Origin of the sequence: Ralstonia sp. SET104 (genome assembly GCF_003851545.1) — a bacterium.
Lineage (GTDB): Bacteria > Pseudomonadota > Gammaproteobacteria > Burkholderiales > Burkholderiaceae > Ralstonia.
Window position 1 is genome coordinate 252900 of the sequence record NZ_BHVX01000007.1, and the last position, 16280, is coordinate 269179.

14 protein-coding genes are annotated in these 16280 nt (G+C 62.9%); 3 read left to right on the forward strand and 11 right to left on the reverse strand.

Annotated features, from left to right (window positions below; all coding sequences use genetic code 11):
- Both bioF and bioA read right to left on the reverse strand, forming a co-directional pair.
- Nucleotides 1–1248, reverse strand: coding sequence for an 8-amino-7-oxononanoate synthase (gene bioF / locus PSUB009319_RS11755; protein WP_124382404.1), 1248 nt, complete (start codon nucleotides 1246–1248; stop codon nucleotides 1–3).
- A complete protein-coding gene (gene bioA, locus PSUB009319_RS11760) occupies nucleotides 1235–2653 on the reverse strand; it encodes an adenosylmethionine--8-amino-7-oxononanoate transaminase (RefSeq protein ID WP_124382405.1) in 1419 nt (472 codons plus the stop codon). Before bioA ends, bioF begins: the two co-directional genes overlap by 14 nt.
- A 401-nt stretch (nucleotides 2654–3054) precedes the next feature.
- Between bioA and PSUB009319_RS22900 the strand changes: the two genes are divergently transcribed.
- On the forward strand, nucleotides 3055–3222 hold the full coding sequence (locus PSUB009319_RS22900) for a hypothetical protein (RefSeq protein ID WP_185453452.1): 168 nt from the start codon (nucleotides 3055–3057) through the stop codon (nucleotides 3220–3222).
- 86 nt (nucleotides 3223–3308) lie between these two features.
- Here PSUB009319_RS22900 and PSUB009319_RS11765 read toward each other — a convergent pair whose 3' ends face one another.
- From PSUB009319_RS11765 to PSUB009319_RS11805, 9 genes are all read right to left on the reverse strand, one after another.
- On the reverse strand, nucleotides 3309–4505 hold the full coding sequence (locus PSUB009319_RS11765) for a benzoate/H(+) symporter BenE family transporter (protein ID WP_124382406.1): 1197 nt from the start codon (nucleotides 4503–4505) through the stop codon (nucleotides 3309–3311).
- Between the two features lie 15 nt (nucleotides 4506–4520).
- Nucleotides 4521–5840 carry an MFS transporter gene (locus PSUB009319_RS11770; RefSeq protein WP_124382407.1) on the reverse strand — a complete coding sequence of 440 codons (1320 nt, stop codon included), beginning with the start codon at nucleotides 5838–5840 and terminating at the stop codon, nucleotides 4521–4523.
- Between the two features lie 103 nt (nucleotides 5841–5943).
- The gene (locus PSUB009319_RS11775) at nucleotides 5944–6726 is read right to left on the reverse strand and encodes a 1,6-dihydroxycyclohexa-2,4-diene-1-carboxylate dehydrogenase (protein ID WP_124382408.1); all 783 of its coding nucleotides are present in this window, start codon (nucleotides 6724–6726) and stop codon (nucleotides 5944–5946) included.
- The gene (gene benC / locus PSUB009319_RS11780; RefSeq protein WP_124382409.1) at nucleotides 6723–7751 is read right to left on the reverse strand and encodes a benzoate 1,2-dioxygenase electron transfer component BenC; all 1029 of its coding nucleotides are present in this window, start codon (nucleotides 7749–7751) and stop codon (nucleotides 6723–6725) included. Before benC ends, PSUB009319_RS11775 begins: the two co-directional genes overlap by 4 nt.
- Nucleotides 7752–7786: 35 nt before the next feature.
- The gene (benB, locus tag PSUB009319_RS11785) at nucleotides 7787–8275 is read right to left on the reverse strand and encodes a benzoate 1,2-dioxygenase small subunit (RefSeq protein ID WP_124382410.1); all 489 of its coding nucleotides are present in this window, start codon (nucleotides 8273–8275) and stop codon (nucleotides 7787–7789) included.
- Complete coding sequence (locus PSUB009319_RS11790) at nucleotides 8272–9630, reverse strand: Rieske 2Fe-2S domain-containing protein (RefSeq protein WP_124382411.1); 1359 nt, start codon at nucleotides 9628–9630, stop codon at nucleotides 8272–8274. The genes benB and PSUB009319_RS11790 overlap by 4 nt, the downstream gene beginning before the upstream one ends.
- 28 nt (nucleotides 9631–9658) lie before the next feature.
- Entirely contained in the window at nucleotides 9659–10594 is a 936-nt protein-coding gene (gene catA / locus PSUB009319_RS11795) for a catechol 1,2-dioxygenase (protein ID WP_124382412.1), read from the reverse strand.
- A 52-nt stretch (nucleotides 10595–10646) separates the two neighbouring features.
- The gene (gene catC / locus PSUB009319_RS11800; RefSeq protein WP_124382413.1) at nucleotides 10647–10937 is read right to left on the reverse strand and encodes a muconolactone Delta-isomerase; all 291 of its coding nucleotides are present in this window, start codon (nucleotides 10935–10937) and stop codon (nucleotides 10647–10649) included.
- Nucleotides 10938–10970: 33 nt separating this feature from the next.
- On the reverse strand, nucleotides 10971–12080 hold the full coding sequence (locus tag PSUB009319_RS11805; protein ID WP_124382414.1) for a muconate/chloromuconate family cycloisomerase: 1110 nt from the start codon (nucleotides 12078–12080) through the stop codon (nucleotides 10971–10973).
- Between the two features lie 111 nt (nucleotides 12081–12191).
- Between PSUB009319_RS11805 and PSUB009319_RS11810 the strand changes: the two genes are divergently transcribed.
- Entirely contained in the window at nucleotides 12192–13103 is a 912-nt protein-coding gene (locus tag PSUB009319_RS11810; RefSeq protein WP_124382415.1) for a LysR family transcriptional regulator, read from the forward strand.
- 103 nt (nucleotides 13104–13206) lie between these two features.
- Nucleotides 13207–16254: a transglycosylase domain-containing protein gene (locus PSUB009319_RS11815; protein WP_124382416.1), complete on the forward strand. Its 3048-nt coding sequence runs from the start codon at nucleotides 13207–13209 to the stop codon at nucleotides 16252–16254.
- The last annotated feature ends 26 nt before the right edge of the window (nucleotides 16255–16280 follow it).

Genomic DNA, 16280 nt, shown 5'->3' on the forward strand with positions numbered 1-16280 from the left:
TCAGGCAGCCTTGGCGGGTTGGAGCGATTGGCCGGCCGCTTCCAGCGCCTGCGCCAGGCGCTCGATGTCTGCGTCGGTATGGGCGGCAGACAGCGTGATGCGCAGCCGCGCCGTGCCTGCCGGCACCGTTGGCGGACGGATAGCGGCAATGCGGATACCTTCGCGTTCCAGCGCGGTGGCCAGCGCCATGGCGGGCGCGTTCTCGCCAATCACGATCGGCTGGATGGCCGTGGGCGACGGCATCCATTGCCAGCCGAAACGCGCTGCCAGCCGCTGCGCGTGCGCGCTCCACACAGCGATATGGCGGTCAAGGCGCGCGCGACGTTCAGCACCCTCCTCGCCCGCAATCAGGTCGAGTGCCGCCTCCACTGCACACGCAATGCCCGGCGGCGTGGCGGTCGTGAAGATATATGTGCGCGCCCGCTGAACCAGCCAGTCGATCACTAAACGATGCGCCACGATGGCCGCGCCCGACCCACCGGCCGCCTTGCCGAACGTGCCGACATAAATGAGGCGTTTCGAGCGCAGCCCGAAGTGCGACAGCACGCCCGAACCTTGCTCGCCCAGCACACCCAGGCCGTGCGCATCATCGACGATCAGCCACGCGTCGTAACGTTCAGCCAGCGCAAGCAGCTCGGGCAGCGGCGCGATGTCGCCGTCCATGCTGAACACGCCATCGGTCACGATCAATTTGTTGCGGCTGGTGCTGGCCGCCAGAAGTGCTTCCAGCGCAGCCAAATCGACATGTGGATACACCTTGACGGGCGCCCGCGACAACCGCGCGCCATCAATGAGCGAGGCGTGGTTCAGCGCATCGGAAAAGATCGTGCAGTCCTCCGCTGGGCGGATGCCGCCGGCCTGTGCCATGGCAGTCACCACGGCCAGATTGGCCATGTAACCGGTGCAGAAGAACAGCGCCTCCGCATCGGGAATGTGCGCGGCTTGCTGCGCTGCCATGCGTGCTTCCAGCCGTGCATGTGCAATCGAATGGCCGCTGACCAAGTGCGACGCGCCACTGCCGAAACCATATTGCTGCGTGCCGCGCGTCACCGCTTCGGCCAATGCTGGATGCGCGGCCAAGCCAAGATAGTCATTGCCGCAGAAGCCGAGAATGTCGCGCGGCTCACCACCCGGCACGCTGATGCGCTGGCTGCGGTCGGTCGGGCTGTAAGCAGTGCGTCGCGCGCGGCGCAGGTGCGCGGCGTCAATGGCGGCCAGACCCGCCTGCAGGTCGTCAAGCAATCGCATAGGTGTGTTCTTCCGTTTCGCCCATGGGCTGAGCGAGTGTGTCTTCAAGCGTCTGCAGCGTGCGTTCGACCAGCGTGTCGGTCTCTTCGTCGCTCAGCACATAAGGCGGCAGCAGATAGACGGTGTTGCCAATCGGGCGCAGCAGCAGCCCGTGCGTGCGCGCCGTCAGCGCAAAGCGTTCGGCAAAACGCGCACCGGCCACTTCGGGGTGCACGTCAAACGCGGTGATCATCCCCGTCTGCCGCAGATGGGCGAAGCGCGCGTCGTGCGACAGCGGCGCCAGCCCCTGCGCGATGCGCGCGGCCGTCACGCGGTTGCGGGCGAAGACGTCTTCTTCCGCAAACAGATCCAGCGTGGCCAGCGCCGCGCGGCACGCCAATGGGTTGCCCGTGTATGAATGTGAATGCAAAAAGCTGCGCACCGGCGCATCGTCGTTGAAGGCGTTATAGATCGCATCGCGCGACAGCACGATCGACAGCGGCAGATACCCTCCGCTGATGCCTTTCGACAGGCACAACAAGTCCGGCCACACGCCAGCCTGCTCGCAAGCGAAAAAAGTACCGGTGCGCCCGCAGCCGACGGCAATCTCATCGGCAATCCAATGCACGCCAAATTCATCGCACAGCGCGCGCACGCCGCGCAGGTAGCTGACGTCGTGCATGGCCATGCCGGCTGCGCATTGCACCAGCGGCTCGATGATGACGGCGGCGATGGTGCCCGCGTTGGCGCTCAGGCAATCGCGCAGCGCTGCCAGGGCGCGGTCGGCCACATCGGCAGCGGTTTCGCCCGGCCCTGCCAGACGCGCGTCGGGAGATGGCACACGGTGCGATTGCAGGATCAGTGGGTCATACGCATCGCGAAAGATCGCCACATCGGTCACGCCCAGCGCACCGAGCGTTTCACCGTGGTAGCCGTGTTCCAGGCAGATGAAGCGGCTGGGTGTGTCCCGCCCTGCGCCCTGCCCAGCATTCCGATGCGCGTGGAAGCTCATCTTGAGCGCGATTTCCACGGCGGAAGCGCCGTCCGAGCCGAAAAAGCTGTGGCCCAGCACGCCGCCAGTCAGGTCAATCAGGCGTTCGGCCAGCTCCACCGCCGGGCGATGCGTGGCGCCGGCCAGCATGACGTGCTCCAGCGAATCGAGCTGCGTCTTGAGCGCGGCATTGATATGCGGATTGGCGTGGCCGAACAGGTTCACCCACCACGAGCTGGTGCCGTCCAGATAGCGCTTGCCATCAAAGTCGATCAGCCATGGCCCCTGGCCGCGTGCAATCGGGAGCGGCGGCATGGCATCGAGTCGCGCGTTCTGCGTACACGGATGCCAAACGGCCGCACGACTGCGCGCCTGCCACGCCGCGTTGGCACTGGGCGCGCCGTCTGCCGGCACGGGGATTGGGGGATACGCCATACGAGGCCTCCTCGAAACAAAACCGGGGGATTCGGCGGCGTATGGTAGGGGGCATGTTGATCAAAGAACAAGCCCGCATGTTGAATGAAATTGGCGCCACATAAAAAGCCAAAGCAAGAAGAAGCGCACTTCTTCGGCGGACGCCCAATCTCCTGCGCGGAACTTGCTGCTAAAAAATCTTTTATGCAACCCGAAAAAGATATTAACGAATCACATTGAATCGCCGCTTGCTGCAGATGGCGGCGCAATCCACTGCGCCACCCAGCAATGGCCGGCTTGACGGATTATTTACTTCTGGTGATGTTCAGAATGGACTGAAAGGTTGTGCTGCATCATTGCCCTGCCCTAGGGATAACCCTATACTCGGGAAAACCCTAGATAACGCACTGAGAGAAAACATCATGATCCAGCAAGCCTATTACACCTCGAAGTTCGCCGGCCAAGCTCAAGTCCAGGCCGCTCGCCGTCCGTCGCTGCTGCGTGCAGTCATCAACTACTTCCGTAAGGGTTGGGATGACAACCTGGCGTACGCTGAAGTGGTTGGCAAGTCGGGTTCGTACCTCGGCTAAACACCGCGGCTGAGTCTTCAGCCATGCCGTAAAGGCACGTAGCGAAAAGAAAGCGGCGCATTGGCGCCGTCTTGTTTTGGGGCGGATTATCGGCTCGCCGGCTTGAATATCAAGGCCGCCACTGAGCCAATCACGATGCCCCAGAACGCCGAGCCCAGCCCGAACAACGTCAACCCCGACGCCGTGGCCAGGAAGGTGATGATCGAAGCCTCCCGGTGCTCACCGTCCTCAATCGCCCCCGCCACGTTTGATGCAATGGCGCCAATCAGTGCCAGCCCCGCCAGGATCGCAACAAACGGTTTGGGCAACGCGGCAAACAGCATCACGATGGCGCCCGCAAACGTGCCGCCAATCAGATAGAACACCCCGTTGGCAATGCCGGCCACGTAGCGTTTGGCCGGATCGTCGTGTGCATCCTTGCCGGTGCATAGTGCTGCGGTAATCGCCGCGATGACGATGGTGATGCCGCCGAAGAACGCCACGCCAATCGATGCGACGCTGGTGGCCGTCATGATCGGGCGGGCTGGTGTGTCATAGCCGGAGCCGCGCAACACCGCCATGCCCGGCAGGAACTGCCCTGCGAGGCTAACGACGACAAGCGGAATGGCCAGGCTCAACGTTGAACTCACAGTCCAGTGCGGCGCAATGAAGATCGGGCGGGCCAGTTCGAACGACATCCCGTCGAAATGCGTCTGGCCCAGCGCCATCGCCAGCGCAATCCCCGCCAGCAACACCACCACGATGCAGTAGCGCGGCCACCAGCGCCGGCCCAGCAGGTAGGCGGCAATCATGGAAAACGCCAGCAACGGCATGGCCGACGCGGCAGCAAAGGCATGCGCGCCGAACTGGAACAGAATGCCCGCCATCATGCCGAAGGCAATGCCCCTGGGAATCAGCCGCATCAGCCGGTCAAACGTGCCTGACACGCCGATCAGCAGGAGGATGATCGCCGCCGTGATATACGCCCCCACCGCTTCGCCCAGTGACAGTGCCGGAAACAACGACACCAGCAGTGCCGTGCCCGGCGCCGACCACGCCGTCACCACGGGCGCCTTCCATCGCCAGCTCGTGTAGATGCCGGACACGGCCGCACCGATGGAGATCGCCCAGACCCACGATGCCACCATCGCATCGGATACGTGCGCGGCCTGCGCTGCCTGAAAGAAGATGACGAGCGGCCCAGCATACGAAATCAGGACCGCCAGAAATCCGGCTGCGACAGCAGAGACAGACCCGTCCGCAAGAATGCCGCGCGGGGCCGCTTGCGTGCTCGATGGCTGCATGGCGGGCACCCGGCGCTAGCGCGCGATGGCCGAAGCCGACCGTTGGTGATTGATGAACGCCACGGCAATCGTGGCAATCACTGCTGGCACGGCCATGGCAAAGAAGTTGTGGTGCAGCGGCAGCGCCATTCCCACCAGCATGCCGATAGCGATGGGCGCAAGAATGGCCCCGCTGCGCCCGACGCCCGACGCCCAGCCGATGCCTGTAGAGCGAATGCTCATCGGATAGAACTGCCCGGCATAGGCGTACGTCACGATCTGCGTGCCGATGGTGCAGCCGCCAGCCACGGCCACCAGCAGGTACAGCGCCTCGGTCGAAGTTTTGATGCCCAGCAACGCAATCGACACCGCCGCCAGCGCATACATGGCCATCAGCACGTACTTGATGTTGAAGCGATCCGCCAGCCAGCCGCCGCCAATCGCGCCGAGCATGGCGCCGAAGTTCAGCACCAGCACAAACGTCAACGCCGAGCCGAGGCTATAGCCCGCTGATGCCATCAGCTTGGTCAACCACGAGCTGAGCGCATAGACCATGAACAGACACATAAAGAAGGCGAGCCAGAACATGGTCGTGCTGAAGCCGCGTCCGTCCTGGAACAGCTTGCCCAGTGAGGCTTCGTTACCGCGGTCGGCCTCGGGCAGGACGAAGGTGTCGCCCGGCTGTGGCGCGCTGTCAGGACTCAACTTGCGCACGATGTCCTTCACGGCATCGAGCTTGCCGGCGCGCAGCAGGAACGGCATCGATTCCGGCAGCCAGCGCAGAATGGCCGGCACCAGCAGCACCGGCAGCGCCGCCGCAAGAAACACCGATTGCCACCCATAGCGCTCGAGCAGGCCCTTGCCGAGCAGCGCCGCCAGCATGCCGCCCACCGAATAGCCGCTGAACATGAGCGTGACCAGCGTGCTGCGCACCCGGCGCGGCGAGTACTCGGTCATCTGCGCCACTACGTTCGGCATCACGCCGCCGATACCCAGACCGGCCAGAAAGCGCATCACGCTGAAAGTGACGGGGTCTGTCGCAAAACCCGCTGCCGCCGTAAAGACGCTGAACAATGCGATGCACACGGCAATCGCCCAGCGTCGACCGATGCGGTCGGCAATCGTGCCGAGAAAGATCGCGCCGAACATCATCCCGAACAGCGCCGCGCTGACCATGAAGCCAGCGCTGGTGGGCGTGACGCCCATGTCCTTCATGATGGACGGCAGCGCAATGCCCGCAATGGCAAGGTCGTAGCCGTCAAAGATGATGATGAGCGCGCACCAGAACAGCGTGATGGCGTGGAAGCGGCCGAACCGGGCGTGGTCGGCCACTGCGTGCAGATCAATCTGACGCATGGGTGGTCTCCTTTGGTGTTTTTCTTTTGAAGGCGTGATCGCCTTTCTCGTGCTGGGTTGGTTTCTTCAACGGATGGCGCGCTCTGCCGGCACGCTGCGGACTTCAACCCAAGTCTCCGCCCCCGACAGGAAGTACCGTCCCCGTGATGTACGAGGCTTCGTCCGAAGCCAGGAAGAGGATCGCCCGTACCTGCTCGTCGATCGTGCCGTAGCGGTGCATCAGGCTGCTGGCAATGGTCTGGTCGACGATGCCCTGGTACCAAGTCGTTTCCTGCTCCGACATGGGCGCCGCGTTGCGCGGGATCTTGCGCGGCGGTGCCTCCGTGCCGCCCGTGGCGACGGCGTTGACGCGGATGTTGTCTTCTGCATGCTCCAACGCCAGGCTGGCCGTGAGCGCGTTGACGCCGCCCTTGGCCGCCGAATACGGAATCCGGTAGATGCCGCGCGTGGCGATGGACGACACATTCACAATCACGCCCTGATGGCGCTCGACCATGTGCGGCAGCACCGCGCGGCAGCACCACAGCGTCGGGAACAGCGAACGGCGGATCTCCGCCTCGATCTGCGCCTCTTCATAGTGCTGATAAGGCTTGGCCCAGATCGTGCCGCCGACGTTGTTGATGAGCACGTCCACGCGGCCGAAGGTGTCGAGCGCAGTCTGCACGGCATGCTGGGCGCCTGCGTAGGTTTCCAGATCCGCCGTGACGGTGTGGGCCTGGCCACCGGCTGCAGCAATCTCGGCCTGAACTTCGTAGACCAGCTCCGCGCGGTCCACCAGCAATATCTGGGCGCCTTCTTCCGCTGCGGCCATCGCAACACCGCGCCCGATGCCCTGCGCCGCGCCGGTCACGACGACGGCCTTGCCTGAGAAACGTTGCATGCTCATGCTGCCTTCGCGTTCGGTGTTGCGTTGGGGGTGAACTTCTCGTAGTGGAAGCTGTTGGGCTTCACGCCTGCGTCGTCAAAGTACTTGCGTACGGCATCGACCATCGGCGGCGGCCCGCACAGATACACGTCCACGTCGCCATCGTTCAGGGCGTTGGCCGGAATGTGCTGTGTCACCCAGCCCTTGCGTGGATGATTCGACGCGGCGTCGGCCACGACGGTGGCGTAGCTGAAATTCGGCAACCTCGCCGCATAGGCCTCGATCGCTTCGACCTGCACCAGGTCGAGGTCACGGGTCACGCCATAAATCAGATGCACCTTCTGCTGCGAATTGCTGCGCGCCAGCACCTCAAGCATCGACAGAAACGGCGCGAGGCCCGTGCCGCCGGCAAGGAACAGCAGCGGCCGCTGCACGTCGCGCAGGTAGAAGCTGCCCAGCGGACCCTGCAGATCGAGCTTGTCGCCGGGCCGCGCGGCTTCGAGCCAGCGACTCATCACGCCGCCGGGAATCTTCTTGATCAGGAAGCTGACTTTCGCTTCTCCGGGCGCCGATGAGAACGAATACGACCGGTGCTGACCGCTGCCGGGCACGCCGATGTTGACGTACTGGCCCGGCAGAAACACCGGCGCCGTCGCATCCACGTCCAGTTCGAGCACGACGGCGGCATCGTTGTGCAGCTCGACTTTTGACAGCGTTGCCCCGAAGCTGCTCTGCCCGGTCTTGCAACTGGTCGAGGTGGTCGGTACCGCGATCACGCAATCGCTATGCGGCACCATCTGGCACGTGAGCACCAGGCCGGTGTTTTTCTCGTCTTCGGTCAGCGCTTCCTCGATGTAGTCGTCACCGAGGTCATAGCTGCCGCTCTCGGCGCGGCACTTGCAGGTTCCGCAGACGCCATCGGAGCAATCCATCGGCAGGTTGATCTTGGCGCGGAAGGCGGCATCGAGCACCTTCTCCCCCGCTTTGCAGTCGATGAAACGGGTGACACCGTCCTCGAAATTGAGTGCAACTGTGAAACTGGACATGAAAAACCTCCACTGCCTTTGATACGTGGGTGCAATCAGACGTGATAGACGTCGAGCACCTGCCGGATGTAGTCGTTCTTCAGGACGATCTTCTTGGATGCGATCAGGAAGCCGTCGCCGGCGCGGCGCATGGTGACGAACATCGTGCCGAAGAACTGGTCAGTGGTCTTGTATCGGTGGCTGAGCGTGTGGAAGTTGTAGCGCACATCAACTTCGTCACCGCGCTCGGCCAAGACTTCCACGTTGGTGATGTTGTGACTGGTTCTCGGCTCCGGCGTGGAGGCGCCGCTGCGCTCGGTCTTGATGCGGAAGACGCGGTCTTCCAGCCCACAGCGATCGCCGTAGTACATCAACGAGATCTGGCTCTGCGGGTCGTCGGTCAGTTGATCGTCGTCATCCCAGGCGGGCATCCAGTACGTAACGTCTTCGGCGTAGCACGCCAGCCAGGCGTCCCACTGGCGGTCGTCAAGCAGGCGTGCCTCGCGGTACAGAGCAGCGCAAATGTTCTGGTAGTTGGCGTTCATACCGGCACCCCTTCGCATTCTTTCTTCAATGCGTCGCGCATGACTTGCACCCAGTATTCGTGCTGGCAAACAAACAAACCTTCGTCTTCACTGCGCTCGCCCGAGATCAGCGGCTTCAAGCCCATTTTCGTGGCGTTCTCGTCGGGGCCGTGCACCCACAGCGGCGCGCCACGCGACAAATCGTTCCACAGGGCGGTTGTGCCGGCATACCCGTTCTGGCAGGCGCGGAATTCCTCCAGATCATCGGCGGTGCCCATGCCGGTGACGTTGAAGAAATCCTCATACTGGCGGATGCGCGTCGCACGGTCGGTTGCGCTCTCGCCCTTCGGCGCGAAGCAGAAGATCGAGACCTCGGTTTTGTCAACGCTGATCGGACGGACCACGCGAATCTGCGTGCTGAACTGGTCCATCAGGAACACGTTCGGATACAGGCACAGGTTGCGGGTCTGATTGACGATGAAGTCCGCCGTGGTTTCGCCCACACGTGCCTTGATTTCGTCACGGTGCGCATAAACCGGCCGCACTTCCGGGTTCATCGTCTGGGTCCACAGCAGGATATGACCGTGCTCGAAGCCATAGACGCCAGCCACCGATTTGCTCCAGCTATTGGCATCCACCGCCTGAGTGCCGCCTTCCTTGCGCCGGCCCATCGTCGCGGCGTAATTCCAGTGCACGGTGCTCACGTGGTAGCCGTCGCAGCCGTTCTCCATCTGCATCTTCCAGTTGCCTTCGTAGACATAGGAGGAGTTGCCGCGCACCACTTCCAGGCCGTCGGGTGCCTGGTCGACGATCTGGTCGATGATCACCCGGGCTTCGCCAAGGTACGCCTCCAGCGGTTGCACGTCAGCATTGAGACTGCCGAACAGGAAGCCGCGATAGTTCTGGAAGCGCGCGACCTTTTTCAGATCGTGCGAGCCGTGGGTGTTGAACTGCACTGGATACTCGGTGGTCTTTTCGTCCTTCACCTTGAGCAGCTTGCCGGTGTTGGAGAACGTCCAGCCGTGAAACGGACACGTGAAGCTGCCCTTGTTGCCGTGCTTGCGGCGGCACAGCATGGCACCCTTGTGCGCGCAGGCGTTGATGACGGCGTGCAGCTCCCCGGTCTTGTCGCGGGTGACGACGATCGGCTGGCGGCCGATCCACGTGGTGTAGTAGTCGTTGTTGTTCGGAATCTGGCTTTCGTGCGCCAGATACACCCAGTTGTTCTCGAAGATGTGCTTCATCTCCAGTTCGAACAGATCCGGGTTGGTGAAGATGTCTCGACGGCAGCGAAAAATGCCCGCCTCTTTGTCATCCACCACCGCGGTTGAGAGCAGGTGGTCCAGTTCGTTGGTTTTGTCGATCAAGGCGGACATGGTTGTCTCCACGTTGAGGGCTCAGGCCTCAGGCCTCAGCCGAAGCGCGCAGACGATTCACGCGCTGGTTGTCCTTGCCCTGCACCAGCGGCGTCAGGACAACGTCGAACTCAATGTCCTTGTATGCATCGGTCTTCAGGCCGAGCGCGACACCGCCGGTTTTTTCGACCACGTGCGGAATCAACTCTTCGCGGGTGGCATAGGCGAAGTCGTCCCAGATCAGCGGATCGCCTTCGATGTTGAATTGCGTCGTCAGCTTGCGGTGCCCGTCGCTCGTCACGAAGAAGTGCACATGCGCCGGACGGTTACCGTGGCGGGCAAGCCCGTTCAGCAGTTGCTGGGTCGCACCTTGCGGCGGGCAGCCGTAGCCCACCGGCATGAGCGTGTGGAATTCGTACTTGCCGTCAGCACCGGTCCGGACTGCGCCGCGCAGGTTGAACGGGCTCTGCTCACCGGTCGGATCAAAGTGCGAGTAGAAGCCGTTCGAGTTCGCATGCCAGCACTCGACCACCGCGCCTGCCACCGGCTTGCCATCCTGGCCCGTCACCGTGCCGCGGATGATCAGCGGGCCCGCAGCCGGGTCCGGATCGACGTCGATGCGCGACACACGATCGCGCACCGTCGCGCCCGCAACGTACAGGGGGCCTTCGATCGTGCGCGGCGTCCCGCCCTGGATGCCAAGCGCCTCGTCCGCAGCATCCATGCGAATGTCGAGGTACTTCTCCAGGCCCACACCGGCGGCAAGCAGCGCCGCCTCACCATCCTGGCCGAGCTTGTTCAGGTAGTTGATGCCCGCCCAGACCTCATCCGGCGTGATATCGAGATCGTCGATGGCCTTGAACAGATCGGCCAGCAGACGGTGAGTGATCTGCTTCAGGCGGGCATTGCCCTGATTGCCATCCAGGTTGGTAGCAGCCTTTAGCAAGTCCTGCACTTCTTTCGTTTGGAATACGTGCGCGTTCATGATGAGTGTCTCCACTTGGTTTTTGGGGGGATGTCCAGGCGATCTTTCAGCTTCAGGCGTCGTCGCCATGAATTGACGACGGGTGACGGCACAGCGGCGTCACGGAAATGTCCATGTACGGAAACAGCGGCAACGCCGTCAGGATGTCGTGCAGTTCAGCGTTGCTCTGCACGTCGAAGATGCTGTAGTTCGCATACTCGCCAACCACGCGCCAGATGTGGCGCCACTTGCCGCTGCGCTGCAGATCTTGCGAGTAGGCTTTCTCGCGCGCCTTGATTTCGTTGGCAACATCGGCGGGCATATCGACCGGCAGGTGGACGTCCATGCGAACTTGAAACAGCATCGCGATCTCCTTGATGGGTTGTCTTAGGTGTTGTTATTGGCGACGCAGGCGCGCGAGCTTGTCGCGATCGATCTGGATGCCGAGGCCGGGGCCGGTGGGCACCTTCAACATGAAGTCGCGGTACTGCAGCGGCTCGGTCAGCAGTTCTTGCGTGAGCAACAAGGGCCCGAACAGTTCGGTGCCGAACTGCAGGTCGCCGAAGGTGGAAAACACATGGGCAGACGCCGCCGTGCCGACGGCACCTTCAAGCATCGTGCCGCCGTACAGGCTGATGCCCGCAAGCTGCGCGATGGCCGCCACCTGCATGGCGGGAATCAACCCGCCGGACTGCGCGATCTTCACGGCAAAGACATCGGCACTGGCGCCGCAGGCCAGCTCGAAGGCATCCAGCGGGCCGTGCAGCGCTTCGTCAGCCATCATCGGCACGGCAAACTGGCGGGCCAGGCGTTCCAGCGCGGCGCGGTTCTCGGCGCGCACGGGTTGTTCAATCAGATCAATGCCGCCGGCTTGCAGTGCGGCGATGCCGTTGGCGGCGTCGAGTTCGCTCCAGGCTTGGTTGACGTCCACGCGCACACTCACGGCATCACCCAGCGCATGCTTGATCGCCAGCACATGGGCCACATCATCTGCCACGGGGCGCAGGCCGATCTTCAACTTGAAGATGCGGTGGCGGCGCTCAGCGAGCATGACCTCTGCCTCGGCAATGTCCTTTTTCGTGTCGCCGCTGGCGAGCGTCCAGGCCACCGGCAGCGCATCACGCAAACGGCCGCCCAGCAGCTCCGACAGCGGCACATTCAGCCGGCGTGCCTGCGCATCGAGCAGCGCTGTTTCCAGCGCGCACTTGGCAAACCGGTTGCCCTGGATGGTCTTGCGCACCTTTGCCATGGCAGCCGCCACGTTGCGTGCATCCATGCCGATCAGCAGCGGCGCGATGTGCGTGTCGATGTTGACCTTGATGCTCTCGGGGCTCTCTTCGCCGTAGTTCAGGCCGCCGATGGTGGTGGCTTCGCCCCAGCCTTCGATGCCGTCTTCGCAGCACACGTGCACGAGCACCAGCGTCTGCACGTGCATGGTGGCAACGGAGAGCTTGTGGGGACGGATGGTAGGCACATCCACTAGAATGGCCTCGATTGAGCGAATCATGTTTTCCAGGTATCAGAAGAACTGCTATCAACGTTGGAAACCAGATTACTCAGCGCGATTAATTGCGTCCAACACCGATTTAGTATCAGCGCCATACCTATAAGGTTGAATATGGAACTGCGCCACCTCCGCTACTTCGTGGCCGTCGCCGAGGAGTTGAACTTCACGCGTGCGGCCGAGCGCCTGCATATCGCCCAGCCGCCGCTCTCGCGGCAGATTCAGCAGCTTGAAGAGGAAATCGGCGTGCTGCTGTTCGAGCGCGGCAGCCGCCCGCTCAAGCTGACCGAGGCCGGCCGCTTCTTCCACGCGCATGCGCGCCAGTTGCTGGCGCAAACGGCAGAACTCGCCTCGATGACGCAGCGCGTTGGGCAGATCGAGCGGCGCATGTCGATCGGTTTCGTAGCCTCAACGCTGTATGGGATGCTGCCGAAGGTCATCCGGCGGTTTCGGGCGGAGTACCCGATGGTCGATCTGACCATGCATGAGATGACCACCATGGATCAGATCCAGGCACTCAAGGGTGGCCGCATTGATGTGGGCTTTGGCCGCATTCGCTACGAAGACCCGAACGTGCGCCGCATCCTGCTGCGTGATGAGCGGCTGATAGTCGCGTTGCCATCGGGACATCCGTTGCTGGGGACAAAGCCTGAGGTGTCATTGCGCGACCTGGTGGGCGACACGCTCATCATTTATCCGCGCGCGCCGCGTCCGAGCTATGCCGATCAGGTGCTCGCCCTGTTCCACGATCGCGCGCTGGAACCGAGCAAGATTTACGAGGCACGGGAATTGCAAATTGCCTTGGGGCTGGTTGCGGCTGGTGAAGGCGTGTCGGTGGTGCCGCGCAGTGTGGCGGGCCTGCGGCGCGAAGACGTCTGCTACATGGAACTCGACGATCCGCAACTGGTCTCGCCCATTATCTTGAGCACGCGCCTGCTGGATGAGTCTGATGACATCCAGGCCATCCTGGCGCTGACGTATCGGTTGTATGACGAGCAGAAGATTCCGTATTACGCGCCCTCGTAAGGCTTGCAATTGCGGCGTCAAAGTTACAAGCCGCTGGACACGACGGCCGCATGGGCTAGATTGAAAGAAGGCGCGCGTCCGCCTGCGATTGGAGCGCAAGCGAGTGAAAAGAATACGCCGCCCCGTCATCATCAAGTTGGCCCTCATCGTGGCGCTGGTGCTTGCGATGGCCGCCTTGCTCGTCGTTCACGAATTCCGCACATCCTCCTGGCAAGCCCGCTACTTCGCGCGTCTGGCGAAATCGCAAACCTTTCCCGTCAAGCCTGGGGCCAACAGTTCGGCCCGCTATCCGAACTCCGGCCCTTACGATGAGCGGCTCGGGTATCACGATCTCCCCACCTTTCTGGATCGCCTGCGCTCGCGCGGCTACATCGTCGCGCAGCAGGCCGTGCCATCCAAAGAGATGGTCGCGCGAATGGACAGCGGCATGAATCCGCCCTACCGCGAGAAAGACCAGGCCGGTCTGGAACTGCTGGATGACGACGGCCGCCCGATCTATCGGGTGCGGCACCCTGAACGCGTGTATGACAAATTCGAGTCGGTGCCGCCGCTGCTCGTCAACTCGCTGCTCGCGATCGAGAACCGCACGCTGCTGCAAACCGAATACCCAAAACGCAATCCGGCCGTGGAATGGTCGCGCCTGGCGCGCGCCGTGTGGGACCGCGCCCTGCACACCGTCAACGCCGCGCACGAATCGCCCGGTGGCAGCACACTCGCCACGCAAATCGAGAAATACCGCCATTCCCCCGAAGGCCGCACCGACTCCCCCAGCGAAAAGCTGCGCCAGATGGCATCTGCATCTGCGCGCGCCTACCTGAACGGCGAAGACACCACCGCCGCACGCCATCAGCTTGCAGTCGATTACCTGAACACCGTGCCGCTGGGCGCGCGCGCCGGGTTTGGCGAGATTCAGGGCATTGGCGATGCGCTGTGGGTTTGGTACGGGCGTGACTTCGCGCAGGTGAATGCGCTGCTGTCGGCCGAGCCCGCGGCGCCACTGGCGGACCGCGCGCTGGCGTACAAAGAGGCGCTGAGCCTGCTGGTGTCACAACGGCGGCCGTCGTACTACCTCGAGAACCTCGATGAACTCGAAACGCTGACCAACGCCTACCTGCGCGTGCTGGCTGCATCCGGCGTCATCCCGCCCGCACTGCGTGACGCGGCGATTGCGCAATCGCTCAAGCAGCAGGCCCTGAACACGCGCGTGCCGCCTCCACCCGTCGAGCACAAAGGCACGAACGCCGTACGCGTGAACCTGGCGGGCATGCTGGGCGTCTCGCGCATGTATGCGCTTGACCGGCTCGACCTGACCGCCAGCAGCACGCTCGACGCGCCCTTGCAGCGCGATATTTCGTCTGAGCTGCACAAGCTGCGCGACCCCGCGCGCGCCAAGGCTGCCGGTCTGGTTGGCGACATGATGCTGGAGCACGGTGACCCGCGCGGCGTGACCTACAGCTTCACGCTGTACGAGCGCGCGTCTGGCGGCAACCGCTTGCTGGTGCAGGCCGATACGTTCGACAAGCCGTTTGACATTAACGAAGGCGTGAAGCTGGATCTGGGTTCCACAGCCAAGCTGCGCACGCTGGTGACGTATCTCCAGATCGTGGCCGAGCTGCATAAGCGTTATGCCGGCCAGCCCGCGGCGGTGCTGCGCAAGATCAACATCCCCGCGCAGAACCCGATTGAGCGCTGGGCCGTGGATTACCTGGCCCGCATGCACGACAACCCGCAAGGCCGTTCGCTCGCGGCGATGCTTGATGCCTCGATGGAGCGTAAATACTCTGGCAACGCCGGCGAGTGGTTTGCCACCGGCGGCGGCATGCAGAGTTTCGAGAACTTCGAGAAATGGGAGGGCACCCAGAACTTCACGGTGCGCGAGGGGCTCAAGCACTCCGTCAACCTCGTCTTCGTGCGAATCATGCGCGACATCTCGCGCTACTTTCAGCATCAGTTGCCCAACGCCGGCGCCGAGGCCCTGACCGATCCGGATTCCCCGCAGCGACAGGTCTATCTGCAGCGCTTTGCCAACCGCGAAGGCAAGCTCTTCATGGGCCGGTTCTATGCCAAGTACAAAGGCAAGACAGACCACGAGCGCGAAGCCATCCTGGTGCAAAGCACGCGTGCCACGCCGGTGCGGCTGGCCACGATCTACCGCAGCATCGACCCGGAGGCCGGGCCGGGCAAACTCGCCGCGTTCATTCGCACTTACCTGCCCGGCGCAAAGCTGGACGAAGCTGAACTGACCAACCTGTATGAGAAGTACTCCGTCCAACGCTTTGACCTGGCTGACCGCGGCTACATCGCGCGGCTGCATCCGCTCGAACTGTGGCTGGTGGCGTATCTGCGAACCCATCCTCAAGCCACGCTCGCGCAAGTGAATGAGGCGAGCGCGGCAGAACGGCTTTCCGTCTACAAATGGCTTCTGCAATCGCACCGCAAGGGCGCGCAGGACAAGCGCATCAAGCAGATGCTGGAGATCGAAGCGTTCCAGCAGATTCACGCCATGTGGAAGCGGCTGGGCTATCCGTTTGAGTCGCTGGTGCCGTCATATGGCACGGCCATTGGAGCCTCGGCAGATCGGCCGGCTTCGCTCGCGGAGCTGATGGGCATCATTGAAAACGACGGCATCCGCCTGCCCAGTGTGCGCATCGACCGCCTGCGCTTTGCCGCCAACACACCCTACGAAGTCATGCTCTGCCGCGACCCCAGCGCAGGCGAACGCGTGCTCCCGCCCGAGATTGCGCCACTGGTCAAATCCGCGCTGGCCGGCGTGGTGGAAGGCGGCACCGCCAAGCGTATCTCCGGCACATTCGTGCAGAAAGACGGCAAACCCGTCGCCGTGGGGGGCAAGACCGGCACCGGCGACAACCGCTTCAAAACCTTCAGCCGCGGCGGCGGGCTCATTTCCGAACGGGTGGTCAGCCGCTCCGGCGCCTTCGTCTTCTATCTCGGAGACCGCTACTTCGGCACGGTCGTCGCCTACGTGGCCGGCACGGACGCAGCCAAATACAAATTCACCAGCGCCCTGACAGTACAAGTGCTAAAGGTTCTGGCCCCAACATTGATGAGCCACCTCGACCTGCAAGACGCGGCGCCAGCGTTTAACTGCAAGCTGCCGCAGGCAACAGCGCCAGAACAAAAACTGGATTGACCACGGCCACAAAGCCATAGCGACAA